Source organism: Aeromonas sp. R5-3, assembly GCF_040908225.1.
Taxonomy (GTDB): domain Bacteria; phylum Pseudomonadota; class Gammaproteobacteria; order Enterobacterales; family Aeromonadaceae; genus Aeromonas; species Aeromonas dhakensis.
The window spans coordinates 177,809-198,161 of the sequence record NZ_JBFODH010000024.1 but is presented as its reverse complement, the minus strand read 5'-3'; the positions used below and the strand labels follow the sequence as shown (position 1 = coordinate 198,161).

Genomic DNA, 20,353 nt, shown 5'->3' with positions numbered 1-20,353 from the left:
CGTTTTTTTTACGCCGAAAACCGGTATTCGAAACCGGCTCCGATCTGGCACTGGCGCGGCAGATCCGCTTTCCTGCTGCCGGTGCAGTGGCAGGCAAACAGCTTCTCCACCCCCTCCTCCTGCAGATAGGCGCCAAGCGCCGCCGCCCGCTGCGAACCGGAAAACTTCAGGTGCAGACCGCCGATGACGGCGTGGATCCGCTCATCGCCACACACCTCCCTGGCCCGCTCGATGATGTTCTCGGTCCCGGCGTGACCACAGCCGATAAAGACGATCAGCCCCTGTTCGCTCTTGTAGACCAGCGCGGAATCGTCGTTGATGAGGTCTTTTTCCACTCGTCCGTCCCGCATGATGTAGCCAAGCAGCGAGGGGGCGGCCCGCTCGCGCCGCGCTATGCTGCCGAGGAACACCAGACGCTCCGAGAGCCACACCGGCTCGGCCGAGCAGTGGGGGAGCAAGCCTCTGGCCGCCAGCGACTCCCGTTCCAGCACTCCCGACAGGCGATAGAGGTTGCGCCGCCAGAAGGGAAGCGGCAGGAAGTAGCCCCGCTCACAGAACACGTCCGGACAGGCGATGAGAGGAATGGGAGTCGGATAGACGGGCAGCGAGCCTACCCCGCCCACATGGTCGTAGTGACCGTGAGAGAGCACCACATGGGTGAGCGAGGCGAGATCGATCCCCATCACGGCGGCGTTGTGGCGCAGCGCCCGGCCACGGCCGCTGTCGAACAGCACCCTGAGGCCGTCGCACTCCAGCAGCAGCGACAGCCCCTTCTCGGGCAGACAGCCAGGCAGATGGACATCGTCATCCACCAGTACGGAAAAGGTGAGCATGCAATTACCCCTCAAAAAAAACGCAGGCTCGGGGCCTGCGTTTTTATCTGCGATCCAGTTATTGGGTCATGGTGAGGCCGTTGCTGTCGGCCCCCAGCAGCAGTTTCTTGCCCGGAACGATGCGGCCGGAAAGCAGCGCCTGCGCCAGCGGGTTCTCCACCTTGTGCTGGATCGCCCGCTTGAGAGGACGCGCCCCGTAGACGGGGTCGAACCCGGCATGCACCAGCTTGTTCAGCAGCGCTTCGCTCACCTCCACCTCGTAGCCCTGGGCCTCCAGCCGGCTCATCAGGCTCTTGAGCTGGATGCGGGCGATGGACTTGATGTGCTCCTCGCCAAGCGGGTGGAACACCACCGTCTCGTCGATCCGGTTGATGAACTCCGGCCGGAAACTGCGTGCCAGCACCTCCATCAACATGGCCTTCATCTCGTCGTAATCTTTCTCGGAGTGGTGCTCCTGAATGAGATCCGACCCCAGGTTGGAGGTCATGATGACCACGGTGTTGCGGAAGTCCACGGTGCGACCCTGACCATCGGTCAGGCGGCCGTCATCCAGTACCTGCAGCAGGATGTTGAACACATCGGGGTGGGCCTTCTCCACCTCGTCCAGCAGGATCACCGAGTAGGGGCGACGACGCACCGCCTCGGTCAGATAACCGCCCTCCTCGTAACCCACGTAGCCGGGAGGCGCCCCCACCAGACGGGCCACGCTGTGTTTCTCCATGAACTCGGACATGTCGATCCGCACCATGGCATCCTGGGTATCGAACAGGAACTCCGCCAGCGCCTTGCACAGCTCGGTCTTGCCCACCCCGGTGGGCCCGAGGAACAGGAAGGAGCCGATGGGGCGGTTCGGGTCGGACAGCCCTGCGCGGGAGCGGCGAATGGCGTTGGAGACCGCCTCGACCGCCTCCTCCTGGCCGATCACCCGACTGTGCAGCTGATCTTCCATCCGCAGCAGCTTCTCGCGCTCCCCTTCCAGCATGCGGGCCACCGGAATCCCAGTCCAGCGTGCCAGCACGTCTGCGATCTCCACGTCGGTGACCCGGTTGCGCAGCAGGCTGGTCTCCTGCATCTCGGCCTGGGTGGCGAGATCCAGCTGTTTCTCCAGTTCCGGAATGCGGCCGTACTGCAGCTCGGACATGCGGCCCAGGTCACCTGCGCGGCGCGCCACGTCGAGATCCTGACGGGCCTGCTCCAGCGCCGCCTTGATGTGCTGGGTGCCGGCGAGGGCGGCCTTCTCGGCCTTCCACACCTCTTCCAGCTCATTGTATTCCCGATCTTTTTCACCGATCTCCTGGTTGATCAGCTCGAGCCGTTTGCGGCTGGCGTCGTCATCCTCCTTCATCAGCGCCTGCTGCTCCAGCTTCAGCTGGATGATGCGCCGCTCGAGCCGGTCGAGGGACTCGGGCTTGGAGTCGATCTGCAGCCGGATGCTGGCCGCCGCCTCGTCGATGAGGTCGATGGCCTTGTCTGGCAGCTGACGATCCGCGATGTAGCGGTGCGACAGCTGGGCCGCTGCCACGATGGCCGGGTCGGTGATCTGCACGTGGTGGTGCAGCTCGTAACGCTCCTTCAGGCCGCGCAGGATGGCGATGGTATCCTCCACGCTCGGCTCTTCCACCAGCACCTTCTGGAAGCGGCGCTCCAGCGCGGCATCCTTCTCGATGAACTGGCGATATTCATCCAGGGTGGTGGCCCCGACGCAGTGCAGTTCGCCCCGCGCCAGCGCCGGTTTCAGCATGTTGCCCGCGTCCATGGCCCCCTCGCCCTTGCCCGCGCCGACCATGGTGTGCAGCTCGTCGATGAAGAGGATGACGTTGCCCTCCTCCTTGGCCAGGTCGTTCAGCACCGCCTTGAGCCGTTCCTCGAACTCGCCACGATACTTGGCACCGGCCACCAGGGCCCCCATGTCGAGCGACAATACCCGCTTGTTCTTGAGCCCCTCCGGCACCTCGCCGTTGATGATGCGCTGGGCCAGCCCCTCGACGATGGCGGTCTTGCCGACACCGGGAGCCCCGATCAGCACCGGGTTGTTCTTGGTGCGGCGTTGCAGCACCTGGATGGTGCGGCGAATTTCGTCATCCCGCCCAATCACCGGGTCGAGCTTGCCGATCTCGGCCCGCTCGGTCAGATCGATGGTGTACTTCTCCAGCGCCTGGCGATTCTCCTCGGCGTTGGCATCCTCCACCTTCTTGCCGCCACGCACCTTGTCGATGGCCGCTTCGAGTTTCTCCTTGGTCAGCCCCTGGGCACGCAGCAGTTCGCCCAGCGTCCCCTTCTCGTCGAGGGCCGCCAGCACGAACAGTTCGGAGGAGATGAACTGATCCTTGCGCTGCTGGGCCAGCTTGTCGCAGACGTTGAGCAACCGGCCGAGGCCGTTGGAGAGCTGCACGTCTCCCTCCACGCCGCTGACACGCGGCAGGCGGTCGAGTTCTTCACCCAGACGCGAGCGCAGGGCATTGATGTCCAGCCCGGTCAGGGTCAGCAACGGGCGAATGGAGCCGCCATCCTGGTTGACCAGGGCGGTCATCAGGTGAACGGGCTCAATGAATTGGTGGTCACGACCCAGCGCAAGAGACTGAGCATCGGAAATAGCAATCTGGAATTTGCTGGTCAGGCGATCGAGGCGCATTGCACTCCCCCTTCAAACAGGCAGACGCCGCTTGCGCGGCAAACAACATAACTTTCTGAGATGAAAGATGAGGCCCGTACGGACTATTTCAAGGGGTGATGCTGGTTATTTTTTCTGCAGATGCAGGCGTGAGGGGATCACGGCCCCTTGGCAAACAAGGGGCCGCTCAGTGTTTATTCGGCCAGCCAGATGATGGAGGCCATGCGGCCGGTCTGGCCGTCGCGACGATAAGAGTAAAACTGCTCGCTGTCGCTGAAGGTGCAGTGCTCGCCACCATATACGGCGGTGACGCCGGCGCGGGCGAGGCGCAGGCGGGCCAGCTGGTAGATATCCGCCAGCCACTTGCCCTCGTTGGGCGAAGGGACAAACGCTGCCTCTGCTGCAGCCTGCTCCGCCATAAAGGCCTCGCGCACCTCGCCACCCACCTCGAAGGCCTGCGGGCCGATGGCAGGACCGAGCCAGGCCAGGATCTCGTCCGGCTCGCAGCCCATGGCGGCGATGCTCGCCTCCAGCACGCCCCCCTGCAGCCCGCGCCAGCCGGCGTGAGCGGCGGCCACCACGGTACCGGCACGATCGCAGAACAGCACAGGCAGGCAGTCGGCGGTCATCACGATGCAGGCCTGCCCCGCGTCTCGGGCGCAGGCGGCATCCGCATCCGGTGCGCAGCCATAGTCGCGGCTGACGGGATGCACCGCGGTGCCGTGCACCTGATTGAGCCAGTTGAGAGTGCCGGGGATGGCGGCCGCCTGCTGCAGCCGGGCCCGGTTGGCCTCGACCCTGGCCGGTTCGTCCCCCACGTGGGCCCCCAGATTGAGGCCGGCAAAGACCCCCTCGCTGACGCCGCCGTCACGGGTGGTCGACAGGGCTCTGACCCTGGCCGGGGCCGGCCAGTCGGGTTCGATCCATTTCATCTGTGGCTCCTTTCGTTCATATGAAAACGGGGCCCCTTGGCTGCAACCAGTCAAGGGGCCCCGTTTCGAGTCATGCAGGGCGGGTTACGGCAGGAATCGTCGCAAGCGTGCCCTCTTCATCAGTTCCAGACCAGATCGTCCGGATTGGCCAGGGTATCAGCCCGCAGTACTTCCATCAGATCCAGCATGTCCTGCGGCGTGGGCGAGTGCCACTGCATCACCTCACCGGTGATGGGGTGCGCCAGCTGCAGCATGGTGGCGTGCAGCGCCTGGCGATGGAAGTTGCGCAGGGCCTCGGTCAGCTCGGGGATGGCGTTGCGCAGCGGACGCAGGCGACCACCGTAGGCCGGATCACCCACCAGCGGGTGCTTGATGTGGGCCATGTGCACACGGATCTGGTGGGTGCGGCCGGTTTCCAGCCGCAACCGCAGCCGGGTGTGACCGCGGAACTTCTCGTGCACCCGGTAGTGGGTCACGGAAGGACGGCCGTTGGGCACCACGGCCATGTGGGTGCGCTGGGTCGGGTGACGGCCGATGGGGGCATCGACGGTGCCGCCGGCGGTCATGTGACCGATGGCGATCGCTTCGTACTCACGGGTGATCTGGCGCGCCTGCAGCGCTTCCACCAGATGGGTTTGGGCCGGCACAGTCTTGGCGACCACCATCAGACCTGTGGTGTCTTTATCCAGACGGTGCACGATACCGGCGCGGGGCACTTCGGCGATGTCCGGGTAGCGGTGCAGCAGGGCATTGAGGATGGTGCCATCGGGCGTACCGGCGCCCGGGTGAACCACCAGACCGGCCGGCTTGTCGATCACCAGAATGTGTTCATCTTCGTAAACGATGTTGAGCTCGATATCCTGCGCATCGAAGCGGGTGTCATCTTCCAGCTCGACATCCACATGTACCTTCTGCCCGGCCAGCACCTTCTCGCGCGGGGTATTGGCAACCTGACCATCCAGGGTCACTCTGTCCTGTAAAATCCACTCCTTGATGCGGGTGCGGGAGTAGTCTGGAAACAATTCGGCCAGGGCCTGGTCGAGTCGCTGCCCGAATTGGTGATCCTGGAATTCGCCTGTCAGTTCAATATGCTGGCTCATGTATGGTCTCTTGAGCGGGGGGTATCAATTCGAAATAATCCGGGTATTCTAGCTTTTCTTTTAGCCAAGCATAACGGATACTTTGCCAATTTCGTGGAAATGGACCGGATGTTGTTGATGGGAAAGAAGTCTCACCTGCTGATGTCACTCGCCTTGGTCGCTACCTTGATCACAGGCTGTTCCAGCACCAAACCCAAGGTACCGGACGAACCGCCGGAGACCCTGTACCAGAAAGCACGCGTCAAGCTGGATGCCGGTAACTACCTGAATGCTATCGAGTTACTGGAAGCGCTGGATTCTCGCTATCCTTTCGGTGCCTACTCCAACCAGGTTCAGCTCGACCTCATTTACGCCTACTACAAGCAGGATGACACTGCCCAGGCGATCGCCAATATCGACCGTTTTATCCGCCTCAATCCGGCGCATAAAAATATCGATTACGTCTTCTATATGCGCGGTCTGACCAACATGGCCGGCGATTACAACTTCTTCCAGGACTTCCTGGGCATCGATCGGGACGACAAAGACCCCTCCTATGCCCGTCAGGCCTTCCAGGATTTCAAGACCCTGTTGCAGAACTACCCCAACAGCGTCTACGCCGCCGATGCTCGTGCCCGCATGATCGGTCTGAAGAACCGGCTCGCCCGCTACGATCTGAGCGTGGCCGAGTACTATGTGAAGCGTGATGCGCTGATCGCCGCCGCCAACCGGGCCAAGCTGATCGTCGAGACCTACCCCGACACGGCCGAAACCGAGAAGGCGCTGGAGATCATGATCAACTCCTACGACACCCTGAAGATGCCGACCCTGGCCCAGCACGCCCGCGAAGTGCTGGCCAAGAACTACCCGGACAATCGTCTCGGTCGCAGCTGATCGCTTGCCGCACCATGAAAAACCGGAGCCTTGGCTCCGGTTTTTTTATGGGCGCTGTTCATGAACGACATGCCCCTTTACCACCCCGTGCCGGCGGCATGGGGAAAGACGGCGCACATCAGCCACGCCGTCATGCCTTGTATTACTTGGCAACGTTGCCCGCCACGTTGAGCACATCCCAGGTGCGGGAGAAGGGCGGCGCGTAGGCAAAGTCCAGCATGCCGAGCTGCTCCGTGGTCACCCCCATGGTGATGGCGACCGCCAGCGCATCGATGCGGTGTACCGCCCCCTTGCGCCCGAGGATCTGACCACCCAGCAGCCGCTTGCTGCCCGCCTCATAGACCAGCTTGACGTGGATGTCGGACTGATCCGGGCAGTAGTTGGTGTGGCACTTGTCCTTGATCACCACGGTACGATAATCGAGGCCCATCGCCTTGGCCTCCTGCTCGGAAAGACCGGTACGGCCCGCCTCCAGCCCCAGCACCTTGAGCGCGGCAGAACCCAGGGTGCCTGGGAATTCCTGCTCGGCGCCCGCCAGGTTCTCGCCCACCATGCGCCCCAGCTTGTTGGCGATGGTAGCGAGCGGCACATAGACCTGCTGCTGCTTCACGCCGTGCCAGACGCTGGCACAGTCACCAGCCGACCAGACATTGGCCAGCGAGCTGCGTCCCTGCCGGTCCACCTTGATGGCGCCGTTGCCGAGCCGCTCGATGCCGGTGTCGGCCAGGAACTCGGTGTTGGGTTTGACCCCGGTGCAGACCACCACGATATCGGCCTCGTACTCGCCATGGCTGGTGCGCACGCCGGTCACCCGGCCATCCCCCAGCAGGGCTTCGACCCGCTCGCCGAGATGGAGGGAAACCCCCTGCTCACGCAGCTCGGTCTCGATATGCTGGGTGATTTCGCTGTCGAACGCCTCCGGGATGACCCGCTCCGCCAGTTCGATCAGGCGCACCTCCTTGCCCTGATGGACCAGCGCCTCGACCACCTCCAGCCCGATAAAGCCGGAGCCGATCACCAGGGCTCGGCGGTTGGCTTTTTCCTGCACGGCGGCCTTGAGGGCCAGCCCATCGGCCATCCGGCGCAGGCCGAATACCCCTTGCTGCTGCAGGCCCGGGATGGGCGGCATCACTTCGCGGGCGCCGGTGGCGATCATCAGCCGATCGTAGCGATCGGTGAAGGTGTCGCCCTGGTGCTCGACCGTCAGTGTCTGAGCATTGGCATCCAGGCTCAGCACCCGGTGGCCGGTCTTGACCTCGATCCCCTTGGCGGCGAACTGCGCCGGGGTGAACTCGGCCATGTAGCCGGGCTCCTGAAACTCGTCGCCAACGAAATAGGGCAGACCGCAGGCGCCGAAGGAGATCACCTCGGACGCCTCATACACCACGATCTCAGCCTCTTTGGCCAGTCGGCGCGCCTTGGCGGCCGCACTCATGCCGGCGGCTTCGCCACCGATAATCACGATTCTCATACTTGCTCCTGTCAATGACGCAGGGAGGGCGTGCCCTCCCTGTGGTTGATGGCGGAAGGGATCCCCTCCCGCGGCGGATCAGATGGTGGACTCTTCGCCGTCCAGACAGACTTCCTGCTCGCTGTTGAACACCGCCATGTCGGTCTCCCCCAGCAGACGGCTGGTGACAGTACCGGCGGTGATGGAGCCGGAGACGTTCAACGCGGTACGGCCCATGTCGATCAGCGGCTCGATGGAGATGAGCAGACCGGCCAGCGCCACCGGGAAGTCCAGCGCGGAGAGCACGATCAGGGCGGCGAAGGTGGCGCCGCCACCAATGCCGGCTACCCCGAAGGAGCTGACGGTGATGATGGCGATCAGGGTCATGATGAAGGCCGGATCCATGGGGTTGACCCCCACGGTCGGCGCAATCATGACCGCCAGCATGGCCGGATAGATGCCGGCGCAGCCGTTCTGGCCGATGGTCGAACCGAACGAGGCGGCGAAGTTGGCGATCCCCTCCGGAATGCCGAGCGCCTTGGTCTGGGTCTGCACGTTCATCGGGATGGAACCCGCGCTGGTGCGGGAGGTGAAGGCAAAGGCCAGCACCGGCATGATCTTCTTCAGGAAGCGGGCCGGGTTGATGCCCACCAGCGCCACCAGCAGCAGGTGCACGGCGAACATGATGGCGATGGCACCGTAGGAAGCCAGCACGAAGTTGAGCAGGTTGATGATGTCGGCGTAGTTGGAGCCGGACACCACCTTGGTCATCAGCGCCAGCACACCGTAGGGGGTCAGGCGCAGCACCAGGGTCACCATCCGCATCACGATGACGTGAGCGACCTGCATGAAGTGACCGAAGCTCGCGAAAATCTCCGGTTTCTTGCGAGCAATACCGGTGGCCGACAAACCGATGAAGATTGAGAAGATCACCACGGCGATGGTGGAAGTCTTGCGCGCACCCGTCATGTCGAGGAAGGGGTTGGCCGGGATGAACTCCAGCACCATCTTGGCAAAGGACATGCTCTCGACGCTGCCGAGGGTGGTCTGCAGGGCCGCGCCGCGGGCGGTCTCGGCGGCGCCGGCGGTGAGCCCCTCGGCGGTCAGGCCGAACAGGTTGGACATCAGGATGCCCGCCCCGGCGGCGATCATGGTGGTGAAGATCAGCACGCCTATGGTCATGGCGCTGATCTTGCCAAGGGCGGTGCCACCGTTGAGCTTGAGGATGGCCCCTATGATGGAGACCATGATGAGCGGCGTGATGATCATCTGCAGCAGCTTCACATAACCGCTGCCGACGATGTCCAAGTAGTCGCCGGTCTGCACCAGCACGTCGGAACCTGCCCCGTAGAGCAGCTGCAGGGCGGCACCGAACAGGATGCCCAGCCCCAGCCCCGAGAAGACCCGGCGGGTGAAGCTGACGTGGGTCTGCTGCAACCGATAGAGAAACAGCAGCAACATGGCCAGGATGGCCAGATTACCTATAACGCTAAGAGTCATGACGATATTCCCCAAAATGATCGGGCCAGGCCCGAAGTGTGCGGACGAGTGCCCAGTACGCACTCCTCCCTGAAACCTGCCGCGTCGTGGCGGCGCGCCCCCCGGTATGGCCGAGGTGGCGTCAGCTGGCAGAAAAACGGAGGGTGGCCTGCGCCACCCTCTTGCATCACTCGGCCTTGCCTTGTTGCTTGGCCCGCATGATGTTGATGATCTCGATATCGGTATCCAGCATCCCCTGCTTGGAGAGGCGGCCCAGGTTGGCGATGGTCTGATCCACATCGTCGGAGACGATGCCTTCGCTCTGGGGGACCCGCAGATTGTTGATGGCCATCAGCGAGGATTTCACCGCCGCCGAGGTGGAGGTAGAGACCTTCATGGAACAGGCGCTGCCGGCACCGTCGCAGATGATACCGGAAACGTCGCCAATCATGTTGTTGATACAGTGACTAATTTGCTCGAACTGACCACCCAGCAGCCAGGTGATGGCGGCCCCCGCCCCCATGGCGGCGGTGCTGGCGGCACAGAGGGCCGACAGCTTGTTCTGGTAGGTCTTGATGTAGATGGCGACCAGGTGGCTCATCACCAGCGCCCGGGTCAGCTGCTCGTCGCTCGCCTGCAGGAAGCGGGCGGCGGCCACCACCGGCATGGTGGCGGCAATGCCCTGGTTGCCGGAGCCTGAATTGGACATGGCGGGCAGCATGGCACCATCCATCCGCGCGTCGGAGGCGGCGGAAGATAGGCGCATGGCCAGGGTCATCAGGTCATCGGAGAGCAGCTTGCGCTCCACCTGCTCGGTGAGGATCTTGCCGATGCGCAGGCCATACCCCTGCAACCCTTCGTCCGCCAGCGCCTGGTTCATGGTGGCCGCCTCGCGGATGAAGTCGATCTCGGCCAGCGGCACCTGCAGGGCGAACTCGACAATCTCGCGCAGGGTCATGGCGGGCTTGCTGGCAGGGGCGGCCTGGATCTGCACGCCAGGGGCACTGTCCTGCGCCATCAGCACCTCGCCATCGCGCTCCATCAGGATGATGCGGGTGTGGTCGGTACAGATCACCACCCGGGCGCTGTGGCCGTCCACCTGTGCCAGCACCTCGGCGTAGAGCACGTCCGGCACATCCTTCACGTCCACCTTGATGGCGGGCAGCAGCGCCTTGGCGGCTTCGACCTGATCTGGCGTGAGGGTCTTGAGCACCTCCAGCCCGGCATCCGGGTTGCCGCCGGTGATACCGACAGCCGCTGCCACCGGCAGCCCTATCATGCCGGTACCCGGCACCCCGACCCCCATGCCGTTCTTGAACAGGTTGCCGCTGACCCAGACGCTGACGCGGGTCGGCACCTGCCCCAGCAGCTTGCGGCAGTTGGCCGCCGCCAGCGCCACCGACATGGGCTCGGTGCAGCCAAGGGCCGGCACCACTTCACGCTTGAGCAGGGTAATAAAGTCGGTCCATTGTGCGTTCATTGCGATGTGTCTCATGTTCATGGTGCCCGCATGAGGGCGTGTATTGTGCAGTCCGGCCCGCCATGCAACGGCGGAGCGACATATAACCAGTATGGCGGGAGATGCCGGGCTGGCGGCAGCCGAATGAGGGCCGCGCCTATGATCGGAGCCGCTGCGGCGCTGGGTAATCCGATCAACTTTTGGTAACTCTAAAGCAATAGGACTCAAATAAAATTGAGCCGACTCGCTTTTTGCGCAGGCATTATGCCCCACTGGCGGTGAAGTGCCACAAAATGTGAACAGGCGCACAACAGGGTGATAGCGGCCCGGTACCGCCGGTTCAAGACGGGGTCAGAGCCCGTAGCGGGTCAGCAGGGCCTGATACTCGGGGGTCTGCTTGAAGGCCTTGAGGGCGAGGGAGAACTGATAGGCCAGCCGTTCGTTGCCGGGCCTGTGGGTAAAGGCGAGAAAGTTGCGGTTGCTCTCGGTCACCATCTTTTCGCTGTGACCTACCTGATCCTGCAGCCCCTGCCCCTTGAGCAGGTAACGGCCCACTATCTGGTTCATCACCACCGCATCCAGCCGGCCGGCCATCATCAGGTGCAGCTGCTTGATCATGTTGCTCTCCCCGGTCATGGGCACCCGGGTGAACAGGGCCGAGGTCAGGAAGGGCTCGCCATAGGCGTAATCTGCCTGGGTGCCGATACGCAGCCCCTTGAGGCTCTCCAGGCTCTGATAGTCGACAGGCTTGCTGAAGGGGAAGAAGATCACTTCGCCGCTCTGGGAGAGGGGTTCATCCGGATAGTGCAGCCACTCCAGCCGGCGCTCCTCGAAGAAGACGTCGACCACGGCATCGCCGCGCTGGAACCTGGCCTCCTGCAGCACCCGCTTCCAGGGCAGCACCTTGACCGTGGTCTGGTAGCCCATCCGTTTGAGCACGGTGCGGGCCAGCTCAAGATCAGCACCGCCCAGACTGCCGTCGTCGAGGCGCATCACATAGGGCGGCCACAGTTCAGTGAGCAGGGTCAGGGTCGGCGGCTCGGCGGCCTGCACCAGGCTCCCCCACCAGAGACAAAACAGGATCCATCCTTTTCGCCACACCATGCCGCGCTCTCCCTCTGTGCATTGGCTGAGGATATACCAAAAAGTAAGTAATAAAAAAGGAGGCCGCAGCCTCCTTTTTGCTTTCCTCTCCGGCGCTTACAGCGCTTTCAGGATGGCCTCGACGCTGGCCTTGGCATCGCCGAACAGCATCTGGGTGTTCTCTTTGAAGAACAGCGGGTTCTGTACACCGGCATAGCCAGTGTTCATGGAACGCTTGAAGCCGATGACGTTCTGCGCCTTCCACACTTCCAGCACCGGCATGCCAGCGATGGGGCTGCCCGGATCTTCCATGGCAGCCGGGTTGACGGTGTCGTTGGCACCGATCACCAGCACGGTGTCGGTATCGCTGAAGTCTTCGTTGATTTCGTCCATTTCCAGCACGATGTCGTACGGGACTTTCGCTTCCGCCAGCAGCACGTTCATGTGGCCAGGCAGACGACCGGCAACTGGGTGGATACCGAAGCGTACCTTGACGCCGCGGTCACGCAGCTTCTGGGTGATCTCGGCCACCGGATACTGGGCCTGTGCCACCGCCATGCCATAGCCCGGGGTGATGATGACGGAGCTGGAGTTTTTCAGCAGCTCGGCCACGTCTTCGGCGCTGGTCTCGCGGTATTCGCCCATCTCCTGGTCGGCCGTGGAGGCCACACCGTCGGAGCCGAAGCCACCGGCGATCACGGAGATGAAGGAGCGGTTCATCGCTTTACACATGATGTAGGAGAGGATCGCACCGGAAGAACCCACCAGGGCACCGGTGACGATCAGCAGGTCGTTGGAGAGCATGAAGCCCGCCGCTGCCGCCGCCCAACCGGAGTAGGAGTTCAGCATGGAGACCACCACCGGCATGTCGGCGCCGCCGATGGAGGCAACCAGGTGCCAGCCGAAGGCGAAGGCGATCAGGGTCATCACCAGCAGGGCGAAGGTGGAGCCACCGGCGTTGACGAAGTGGATCATCAGCGCGATGGAGACCACCACGGCCAGCAGGTTCAGCTTGTGGCGGTGCGGCAGCATCAGCGGCTTGGAAGAGATCAGGCCACGCAGCTTGCCGAACGCCACCACGGAACCGGTGAAGGTCACCGCACCGATGAAGACGCCCAGGAACACTTCCACCAGGTGGATGTTCAGCATGGCGCCGGTCAGGTGCTCGACCTGGGCGACGCTGTTGGCCTGTTCGAAGGCGGCGCGGGCCGCGGCCAGAGTGGCATCCAGGTTGGAACCGACAGAGACCACCACTTCAGCCGGAGCAGACGGGTGCAGGTCGATGAAGCTGTTGAAGCCCACCAGCACGGCCGCCATACCCACGAAACTGTGCAGCACGGCCACCAGCTCGGGCATTTCGGTCATCTCGACCTTGAGCGCCAGACGCACGCCGATGGCACCGCCGATCACCATGGCCAGGATGATCCAGTGAACGCCACTGGTTTCCGGGTTGAATACGGTGGCGAGCAGGGCGATGGCCATCCCCGCGATACCGAACAGGTTGCCATGCTTGGCCGTCTCTTGCTTCGACAGTCCCGCGAGACTGAGGATGAAGAGCACGGCGGCAACGATATAGGATGCTGTTACCAGTCCTTGAGACACGTTAAACCCCCTTAATCCTTACGGAACATCTTCAGCATGCGCTGAGTGACGGTGAAGCCGCCGAAGATGTTGATACTGGCAATCAGCACGGCGATGAAGGCCAATGCGGTGACCAGGGTCGACCCTTGCCCAATCTGCAGCAGGGCACCGACCACGATAATGCCGGAGATGGCATTGGTGACCGACATCAGCGGCGTGTGCAGGGCGTGAGAGACGTTCCACACCACGTAGTAACCGACCACACAGGCCAGGATGAATACGGTGAAGTGAGAGAGGAACGCGGCAGGCGCCACGGCAGCAACCCAGCCGAAGGCGGCGATGCCGAGGGCACCGAACACGAACTTCTTGTTGGAGGGTTTGGCCTCTTCTTTCTTGGCAGCCGGTTTGGCGGCGGCCGGGCTCGAAGGGGCGGCAGAGACGGAGATGGCGGGCGGCGGGAAGGTCACTTCACCGGCCTGGATCACCGTCATGTTGCGCTGCACCACGTCTTCGAAGTCGATGGCGACGTTGCCGTCCTTCTCCTTGCACATCAGCTTCATCAGGTTGACCAGGTTGGTACCGTAGAGCTGGGAGGATTGGGCAGGCAGACGACCCGGCAGATCGGTGTAACCGATCACCTTGACGCCGTTGTCGGTAACATGCAGTTCACCCGATACCGTGTATTCGCAGTTGCCGCCAGCCTGGGCAGCCATGTCCACGATGACGGAACCCGGCTTCATGCTGTCCACCATCTCTTTGGTGATCAGCTTGGGTGCCGGCTTGCCCGGGATCAGGGCGGTGGTGATGATGATGTCCACTTCCTTGGCCTGCTGGGCAAACAGCGCCATCTCAGCCGCGATGAACTCTTCGCTCATGACCTTGGCATAACCATCGGAGGAGGAACCATCCTCGCCGCCGAAGTCGAGCTTGAGGAATTCACCACCCATGGACTCGATCTGCTCGGCCACTTCCAGACGGGTATCGAACGCACGCACGATGGCACCGAGGGAACCGGCAGTACCGATGGCGGCCAGACCGGCGACGCCGGCACCGATCACCAGCACCTTGGCGGGCGGCACTTTACCGGCGGCGGTGATCTGGCCGGTGAAGAAGCGACCGAACTGGTGCGCGGCTTCAACCACGGCGCGATAGCCACCGATGTTGGCCATGGAGGAGAGGGCATCGAGGGACTGGGCACGGGAGATCCGCGGCACCATGTCCATCGCCATCACATTGATGTTGCGCATCGACAGCTTTTTGACCAGCTCAGGGTTCTGGGCGGGCCAGATGAAGCTCACCAGAGTGGCACCATCTTTAATTTGTGCGATCTCGGCATCGGTCGGCGCATTGACCTTGAAGATGAGGTCGGCTTGCCAGACGCTCGGCACCACGCTGGCACCGGCAGCCTCGAAGGCGGCATCATCGAAGCTGGCCAGCAGGCCGGCACCGGCCTCGATAGCGACCTCGAAGCCGAGCTTTTTCAGCTGCTCAACGGTGGCCGGGGTCGCTGCGACCCGGGTCTCACCGGCGAGACTCTCTCTCGGTATTCCAATCTGCATGACTATTCCCTGATGGTTAATAAACAATCGCTGCCCAGTGTCGCATTTCTGGCGAAACAAGACATGACCAAAGTGCAGGTCACGGGCCCTTTGTTATGAAAATCAGTAGGCTTTACCTCAACCTCCTGTCATGGTCAGGTCCCCGCTTTTCAGGCGCGAAGGTGATTAGTATCAAATTTTGGAGTTTTATTACAACCGCAGTCCCGGCAGCGCGCGTACAGAATTCAGCCCGTCCCGGACCATGATTTAAAAAAACAAACCAAATTAGCGACTTATACCAGTAAAAAGCGCTGGAAAAAGTGATCCAACCAGTCAAAAAAAATGTTTTACCGGCCCTCTATCTTAGCGCTTTTTGTTCTTACGAAATCCGCACGGATCACAGATATCAGGCCGAAAACGAAAAAAGTAACTGTTTTGTAACAGACAAGGGGCCGTCTACCCGCCAAATAGGCGGATCCGGCCCCTGTTATTTAATCGTTTCGATGGTGACTGGCTGGTGTGCCCGGCTTACCAGGCCGCCTCATAAATATGCTGGCTCTGCACCAGGTCGATATCGCCGTGCTCGCCAATGGCGGTCATGCCGTGTTCCGCCAGCTTGCCGAGCAGGGTATCAATTCCTGCGTCCGCCACGCCGTAATCCCGCAGCCGGGTCTTGATCCCCATCCGCTCGAAGAAGTCGCGGGTGGCGGCGATGGCGCCGTCGATGCGTTCAGCCTCGCTGCCACTGCGCAGATCCCACACCCGCTCGGCGTATTGCAGCAGCTTGGCGTGTTTTTGCTGGCGCTTGGCCTGCAGCAGGGCTGGCAGCACCACTGCCAGGGTCTGGGCGTGGTCGAGGCCATGCAGGGCGGTGATCTCGTGGCCCAGCATGTGGGTGGCCCAGTCCTGCGGTACACCGGCCCCGATCAGGCCGTTCAGCGCCAGGGTGGCACTCCACATGATGTTGGCGCGCACCTCGTAGTTTTCCGGTTCCACCAGTGCCTTGGGGCCCTCTTCCAGCAGGGTCAGCAGCAGGCCCTCGGCGAAGCGATCCTGCACCTTGGCGTTGACCGGGTAGGTGAGGTACTGCTCCAGGATGTGCACGAAGGCATCCACCACCCCGTTGGCCACCTGACGGGCCGGCAGGGTGTAGGTGAGCACGGGGTCGAGCACGGCGAAGCGCGGCATCACGAACGGCGAGAAGAAGTGCACCTTGTCGCCGGTGCTGCGCCGGGTCACCACGGCGCCCATGTTCATCTCGGAACCGGTGGCCGGCAGGGTCAGCACGGCGCCGAGCGGGATGGCGGAGCGCACTTCGTTGCCCACGGTCTCGAGGATGTGCCAGGGATCCCGGGCCGGATCATAATGGGCAGCCGCGGCGATGAACTTGGTGCCGTCCAGCACGGAGCCGCCGCCGACGGCCAGCAGGAAGTCGACCCGCTCGGCGCGGGCCAGCTCGACCGCCCCCATCAGGGTTTCATAGGTGGGGTTGGGCTCGATGCCACCGAATTCAAACAGGGTCATGCCGGCCAGTTCGCTGCGGATCTGGGCCAGCAGGCCGCTGCGCACCACGCTGCCGCCACCGTAGGTGATGAGGATGCGGGCATCGCGCGGCAGCTGTTCACGCAGCTGGGCGACCTGGCCCTTGCCGAACAGGATCTTGGTCGGGGTATGCAGGGTAAAGTTGTTCATCGACATTGCCTTTTTAGTCTCTGGCGGCCAGGCCGCAAAAATGTGATTGCATTTTTCTCCAGACAACCAATACCATCAAGACAACATCCTGCTAGTTCTTTGCCTATTTCTACAAAGCAGCCAGAACAGACTCCAAGAGCATACCATGCAGACACGCTACACCGACCTCGCCGCCAAGCTGGCTCGCCACGTCACCGCTCCCGGCATCACTCCCTCGCCGGTGGATCAGGTGAGCCTCATCTACACCACCGAATACCACGGCCGCACCCCTGTGCTCTACCAGCCGCGGATGATAGTGATCCTGCAGGGGCACAAGGTAGGCTATCTGGCGGACCAGGTGTTTCGCTACGACCCCAACCACTACCTGCTGATGACCCTGCCGCTGCCCTGCGAGTGCGAGTGCTTCGCCTCCCCCGAGCAGCCCCTCATCGGCTTCTCCCTCGAGATCAACCTGGTGACCCTGCAGGAGCTGTTGCTGGAGCTGGGGGATGCCCTGCCTGCCCCCGCCCCGCAGAAGAGCGGCGTGCATTCGGTGCCCCTGTCTGAGGCCATGTTCTGCGCCGCCGAGCGGCTGATCGATCTGATGGACAAACCCCATCACGCCCGTGTGCTGGGGCCGCAGACGGTACGGGAGATGCTGTTCTACGCCCTGCACGAAGGGGGTGGCCCGGCGCTGCAGGCGCTCGCCAACCGCCACAACCATGTGGGCCAGATCGCCCGGGTGCTGCGTATGATAGAGCAGCGTTTCGCCGACAACCTGACCATGGAGGAGCTGGCGCGGGAGGTGAACATGAGCGTCTCCGCCTTCCACCATCACTTCAAGGCGGTCACCGCCACCTCGCCGTTGCAGTACATCAAGTCGTTTCGCCTCCACAAGGCGCGGATGATGATGCTGCACGACGGCATCAAGGCGGGCACGGCGGCGGCCAGGGTCGGCTACGAGAGCAACTCCCAGTTCAGCCGCGAGTACAAGCGCTTCTTCGGCAGCACGCCGACGGATCAGGCCTCCCGCTTCCGGGAAGGCCAGCTGCGCATCATAGAGGGATAACCAGAGAGGAATTGTTCATGCGTGTACTGCTTTGCCTGCTCACCGCCTGCCTGCTGACGGCCTGTACCGGCCTCGCCGACGGCATCCGCCCCGTTACCGGCTTCCAGCTCGACCGCTACCTCGGCACCTGGTACGAGATAGCCCGCCTCGACCATAGCTTCGAGCGCGGACTGGAGCAGGTGAGCGCCACCTACAGCCTGCGCGACGACGGCGGGGTCAGGGTGCTCAACCGCGGCAAGCAGAGCGATGGCAGCTGGCGCGAAGCCGAGGGCAAGGCCTACTTCGTCGACAAGCCGGACGAGGCACGGCTCAAAGTGAGCTTCTTCGGCCCCTTCTATGGCGGCTACAACGTCATCGAGCTCGACCCCGACTACCAGCTCTCGCTGGTGACCAGCTACAACCACGACTACCTCTGGATCCTCGCCCGCTCGCCCAATCCACCCAAGGACAAAGTTGATGCCCTGATCGCCAAGGCCAAGGGGCTGGGCTTTGCCACCGATCAGCTGATCTGGGTCAAGCAGACCCCTGAGCCTGTCGTGAAATAAGCAAGGGCAGCCCGCGGGCTGCCCTTTTTCATGGAAGATTGTCTAAGGATCAGAGCCGGAAGCGGCCAATCTCCTGCTCCAGCCGCTCGGTCAGCCCCTTCAATTCGGCCGCCTGCGCCGCCTCCTGATTGGCCTGCTCGGCCAGCTCCTGGGAGACGTGGCGGATGTTCTCGGTGTTGCGGCTGATCTCGCTGGTGACCGAGGTCTGCTCTTCGGCCGCCGCCGCAATCTGGGTCGCCATGTCGCTGATGGAACCGATCGCCTCGTTGATCCGCGCCAGGCTCTGGTTGGCGGACTCCGCATCCTCCACGCTGGTACCCGCCAGCTGGCGACTGGTCTCCATGCCGCCCACCGCCCGGCGGGTAGTCTGCTGCAGAGTCTCGATCATCTGCTGGATCTCGTCGGTGGAGTCGTGGGTGCGGCGCGACAGCACTCGCACCTCGTCCGCCACCACCGCAAAGCCGCGCCCCTGCTCGCCGGCCCGCGCCGCCTCGATGGCGGCGTTGAGGGCCAGCAGGTTGGTTTGCTCGGCGATGCCGCTGATGGTGGCCAGAATGCCGCTGATCTTCTGGGCATGGGCATCCAGCTCCACAATGATCTGGCTGGCGTCGGCAACTTCGTCTGCGAGCCCCGTGATGCTGCGCTGGCTCTGGCCGACCTGCGACTGGCCCGATACCGCCAGCTTGACCGCATCGCCCGAGGTAGTGGCGGCAAACTCGGCGTTGCCGGCGATCTCCTGGGTGGCGGAGGCCATCTCGGTCACCGCGGTGGCCACCATCACGATCTCGTCCTGCTGCTGGCGCACCCGCTGGCTGCGGGACTGGGCCCCGGCCGCCTGGGCGCGGGACTGGGCCGCCAGCTCGACGGTAACGTCACGCAACCGGCTGACGATGCCGTGCAGCCGCGCCACGAACTGGTTGAAGCTCTCCGCCAGCTGACCCACCTCATCCTTGCTGCGGGTGTTGATGTGGACCGTGAGGTCCCCCTCGCCGTGGGCGATGTCGTGCAGCGCGCCGGCCACCCGACCCAGATCGGCAAACAGATACTTGAACATGGCGGTGAGCAGGGCGCTGAACACCAGCATCAGTACCAGGGTCAGCCCCACCAGCTGCCACAGCAGGGTGGCGAGCGGTGCCTCCAGCACGTCGCGATACATCACCATGGCCAGCAGCCAGTCGGTGCCTGCCACCGGTTGCACCGCCAGCAGCACGTCGCGCCCGTCCAGGGTGGCGGCGTGCAGCTCGTTGTTCTCGCGCCCCCACTGCTGGAAGGTGGCCGCCGACAGGTCGGGGGAGAGCTCACCAATCTGCTTGAGCGCCAGCTTCTTGTTGGGGTGACCGACGATGAGGCCGCTGCTGTCGAGCAGCATGGCGTATCCATCCCCCTGTACCTGCATCGCCAGTACCTCGTCGATCAGCTTGTCGAGCGCCAGGTTGGCCCCCACGGCGCCGACCAGCTCGCCCTGATGACGTACCGGCTCGGAGAGGGTGACCACCAGCTTCTGCATGGTGACGCTGACATAGGGGGCGGTGACGATAAGCTGCCCCGCCTTCACCGCGTCCTGATACCAGGGGCGCTCGCGCGGGTCATAGTTGCCGGTATTGAGGGAGGGGTCCTGGCGGGTCATCACCCCCTGGGTAGAACCAAAGTAGGTAAGCCCGAAGCCACCCGAGGTGTAGGCCTGCTTCAGGTGGGGCACCAGCTCGGCCTGCGGGTTGTCGGCGATCAGGTTAACCAGCGCGTGCACCGTGTTCTTGCGATCCGCCATCCAGTCGCCGATGGCGACCGAGTAGGCGTGGCCATAGTTGACCGCCTCGCTCTGGATGGCGCTCATGGTGCGGGATTTGAGGGTGTGAAAGGCAACGATGCCGAGCAGTGAGGCCATCAGCAGCACCACCCCCAGACTGGTGGCCAGCAGCTTGCCGCGCAACGAAAGTGTCATGACTACGGATCCTTGTTGTTGTGACGGGCCAGGGAGAGACCCTTGTTTAATCAAGGCTATCGGCCACATGCTGAACAGACTTTAGTGAATCCTGTCGATTTATCATGACTCGGCAACAGGTTGTGCCACAGCTCACGAAAAACCACCCACTCTTCGTCCGATATCCGTCTCGACAAATGGCTATGCA

15 protein-coding genes are annotated in these 20,353 nt (G+C 63.0%); 3 read left to right on the top strand and 12 right to left on the bottom strand.

The window, feature by feature from the left end; all coding sequences use genetic code 11:
- Positions 1–8: 8 nt before the first annotated feature.
- The 4 genes from AB5Y95_RS17670 to rluD form a co-directional block, all read right to left on the bottom strand.
- The gene (locus AB5Y95_RS17670; protein ID WP_368161728.1) at positions 9–833 is read right to left on the bottom strand and encodes an MBL fold metallo-hydrolase; all 825 of its coding nucleotides are present in this window, start codon (positions 831–833) and stop codon (positions 9–11) included.
- A gap of 58 nt (positions 834–891) precedes the next feature.
- A complete protein-coding gene (gene clpB / locus AB5Y95_RS17665) occupies positions 892–3,465 on the bottom strand; it encodes an ATP-dependent chaperone ClpB (protein ID WP_010635822.1) in 2,574 nt (857 codons plus the stop codon).
- A gap of 173 nt (positions 3,466–3,638) precedes the next feature.
- Entirely contained in the window at positions 3,639–4,376 is a 738-nt protein-coding gene (gene pgeF / locus AB5Y95_RS17660; RefSeq protein ID WP_368161727.1) for a peptidoglycan editing factor PgeF, read from the bottom strand.
- Positions 4,377–4,495: 119 nt separating this feature from the next.
- The gene (gene rluD, locus AB5Y95_RS17655; RefSeq protein ID WP_010635820.1) at positions 4,496–5,476 is read right to left on the bottom strand and encodes a 23S rRNA pseudouridine(1911/1915/1917) synthase RluD; all 981 of its coding nucleotides are present in this window, start codon (positions 5,474–5,476) and stop codon (positions 4,496–4,498) included.
- A gap of 117 nt (positions 5,477–5,593) precedes the next feature.
- On the opposite strand from rluD, the gene AB5Y95_RS17650 reads away from it, so the two are divergent.
- Positions 5,594–6,349, top strand: a complete 756-nt coding sequence (locus AB5Y95_RS17650) for an outer membrane protein assembly factor BamD (RefSeq protein WP_005306434.1) — start codon at positions 5,594–5,596, stop codon at positions 6,347–6,349.
- Between the two features lie 142 nt (positions 6,350–6,491).
- Here the strand turns inward: AB5Y95_RS17650 and AB5Y95_RS17645 are convergent, their stop codons facing one another.
- The 7 genes from AB5Y95_RS17645 to yqhD all read right to left on the bottom strand — a co-directional run bounded on the left by AB5Y95_RS17645 (position 6,492) and on the right by yqhD (position 16,631).
- Positions 6,492–7,820, bottom strand: coding sequence for a CoA-disulfide reductase (locus tag AB5Y95_RS17645; protein WP_368161726.1), 1,329 nt, complete (start codon positions 7,818–7,820; stop codon positions 6,492–6,494).
- Positions 7,821–7,898: 78 nt separating this feature from the next.
- A complete protein-coding gene (locus tag AB5Y95_RS17640) occupies positions 7,899–9,299 on the bottom strand; it encodes an L-cystine transporter (protein WP_368161725.1) in 1,401 nt (466 codons plus the stop codon).
- Positions 9,300–9,465: 166 nt separating this feature from the next.
- Positions 9,466–10,773 (bottom strand): serine dehydratase subunit alpha family protein, encoded by a 1,308-nt coding sequence (locus AB5Y95_RS17635; protein ID WP_368161723.1) that lies wholly within the window; start codon positions 10,771–10,773, stop codon positions 9,466–9,468.
- Positions 10,774–11,088: 315 nt separating this feature from the next.
- Entirely contained in the window at positions 11,089–11,841 is a 753-nt protein-coding gene (locus AB5Y95_RS17630; protein ID WP_017781197.1) for an ABC transporter substrate-binding protein, read from the bottom strand.
- A gap of 96 nt (positions 11,842–11,937) precedes the next feature.
- The gene (gene pntB / locus AB5Y95_RS17625; RefSeq protein ID WP_005306445.1) at positions 11,938–13,422 is read right to left on the bottom strand and encodes a Re/Si-specific NAD(P)(+) transhydrogenase subunit beta; all 1,485 of its coding nucleotides are present in this window, start codon (positions 13,420–13,422) and stop codon (positions 11,938–11,940) included.
- Between the two features lie 11 nt (positions 13,423–13,433).
- A complete protein-coding gene (gene pntA / locus AB5Y95_RS17620) occupies positions 13,434–14,960 on the bottom strand; it encodes a Re/Si-specific NAD(P)(+) transhydrogenase subunit alpha (RefSeq protein ID WP_219326639.1) in 1,527 nt (508 codons plus the stop codon).
- Between the two features lie 507 nt (positions 14,961–15,467).
- Positions 15,468–16,631, bottom strand: a complete 1,164-nt coding sequence (gene yqhD / locus AB5Y95_RS17615; RefSeq protein ID WP_005306449.1) for an alcohol dehydrogenase — start codon at positions 16,629–16,631, stop codon at positions 15,468–15,470.
- Between the two features lie 145 nt (positions 16,632–16,776).
- Here yqhD and AB5Y95_RS17610 point away from each other — a divergent pair, with 145 nt between their 5' ends.
- Both AB5Y95_RS17610 and AB5Y95_RS17605 read left to right on the top strand, forming a co-directional pair.
- A complete protein-coding gene (locus AB5Y95_RS17610; RefSeq protein WP_005306451.1) occupies positions 16,777–17,679 on the top strand; it encodes an AraC family transcriptional regulator in 903 nt (300 codons plus the stop codon).
- Positions 17,680–17,696: 17 nt separating this feature from the next.
- A complete protein-coding gene (locus AB5Y95_RS17605) occupies positions 17,697–18,224 on the top strand; it encodes a lipocalin family protein (protein ID WP_368161722.1) in 528 nt (175 codons plus the stop codon).
- Positions 18,225–18,273: 49 nt separating this feature from the next.
- On the opposite strand, the gene AB5Y95_RS17600 is transcribed toward AB5Y95_RS17605, so the two are convergent.
- Positions 18,274–20,166 (bottom strand): methyl-accepting chemotaxis protein, encoded by a 1,893-nt coding sequence (locus tag AB5Y95_RS17600; RefSeq protein ID WP_368161721.1) that lies wholly within the window; start codon positions 20,164–20,166, stop codon positions 18,274–18,276.
- Positions 20,167–20,353: the final 187 nt, after the last annotated feature.

What these genes read in the sequence shown, in the direction of transcription:
- AB5Y95_RS17640 (WP_368161725.1), bottom strand. Translation starts at nt 9,299, where the DNA reads ATGACTCTTAGCGTTATAGGTAATCTGGCCATCCTGGCCATGTTGCTG.
- yqhD (WP_005306449.1), bottom strand. Translation starts at nt 16,631, where the DNA reads ATGAACAACTTTACCCTGCATACCCCGACCAAGATCCTGTTCGGCAAG.
- AB5Y95_RS17635 (WP_368161723.1), bottom strand. Translation starts at nt 10,773, where the DNA reads ATGAGACACATCGCAATGAACGCACAATGGACCGACTTTATTACCCTG.
- rluD (WP_010635820.1), bottom strand. Translation starts at nt 5,476, where the DNA reads ATGAGCCAGCATATTGAACTGACAGGCGAATTCCAGGATCACCAATTC.
- AB5Y95_RS17610 (WP_005306451.1), top strand. Translation starts at nt 16,777, where the DNA reads ATGCAGACACGCTACACCGACCTCGCCGCCAAGCTGGCTCGCCACGTC.
- clpB (WP_010635822.1), bottom strand. Translation starts at nt 3,465, where the DNA reads ATGCGCCTCGATCGCCTGACCAGCAAATTCCAGATTGCTATTTCCGAT.
- AB5Y95_RS17670 (WP_368161728.1), bottom strand. Translation starts at nt 833, where the DNA reads ATGCTCACCTTTTCCGTACTGGTGGATGACGATGTCCATCTGCCTGGC.
- AB5Y95_RS17645 (WP_368161726.1), bottom strand. Translation starts at nt 7,820, where the DNA reads ATGAGAATCGTGATTATCGGTGGCGAAGCCGCCGGCATGAGTGCGGCC.
- AB5Y95_RS17605 (WP_368161722.1), top strand. Translation starts at nt 17,697, where the DNA reads ATGCGTGTACTGCTTTGCCTGCTCACCGCCTGCCTGCTGACGGCCTGT.
- pgeF (WP_368161727.1), bottom strand. Translation starts at nt 4,376, where the DNA reads ATGAAATGGATCGAACCCGACTGGCCGGCCCCGGCCAGGGTCAGAGCC.
- pntA (WP_219326639.1), bottom strand. Translation starts at nt 14,960, where the DNA reads ATGCAGATTGGAATACCGAGAGAGAGTCTCGCCGGTGAGACCCGGGTC.
- AB5Y95_RS17600 (WP_368161721.1), bottom strand. Translation starts at nt 20,166, where the DNA reads ATGACACTTTCGTTGCGCGGCAAGCTGCTGGCCACCAGTCTGGGGGTG.
- AB5Y95_RS17650 (WP_005306434.1), top strand. Translation starts at nt 5,594, where the DNA reads ATGGGAAAGAAGTCTCACCTGCTGATGTCACTCGCCTTGGTCGCTACC.
- AB5Y95_RS17630 (WP_017781197.1), bottom strand. Translation starts at nt 11,841, where the DNA reads ATGGTGTGGCGAAAAGGATGGATCCTGTTTTGTCTCTGGTGGGGGAGC.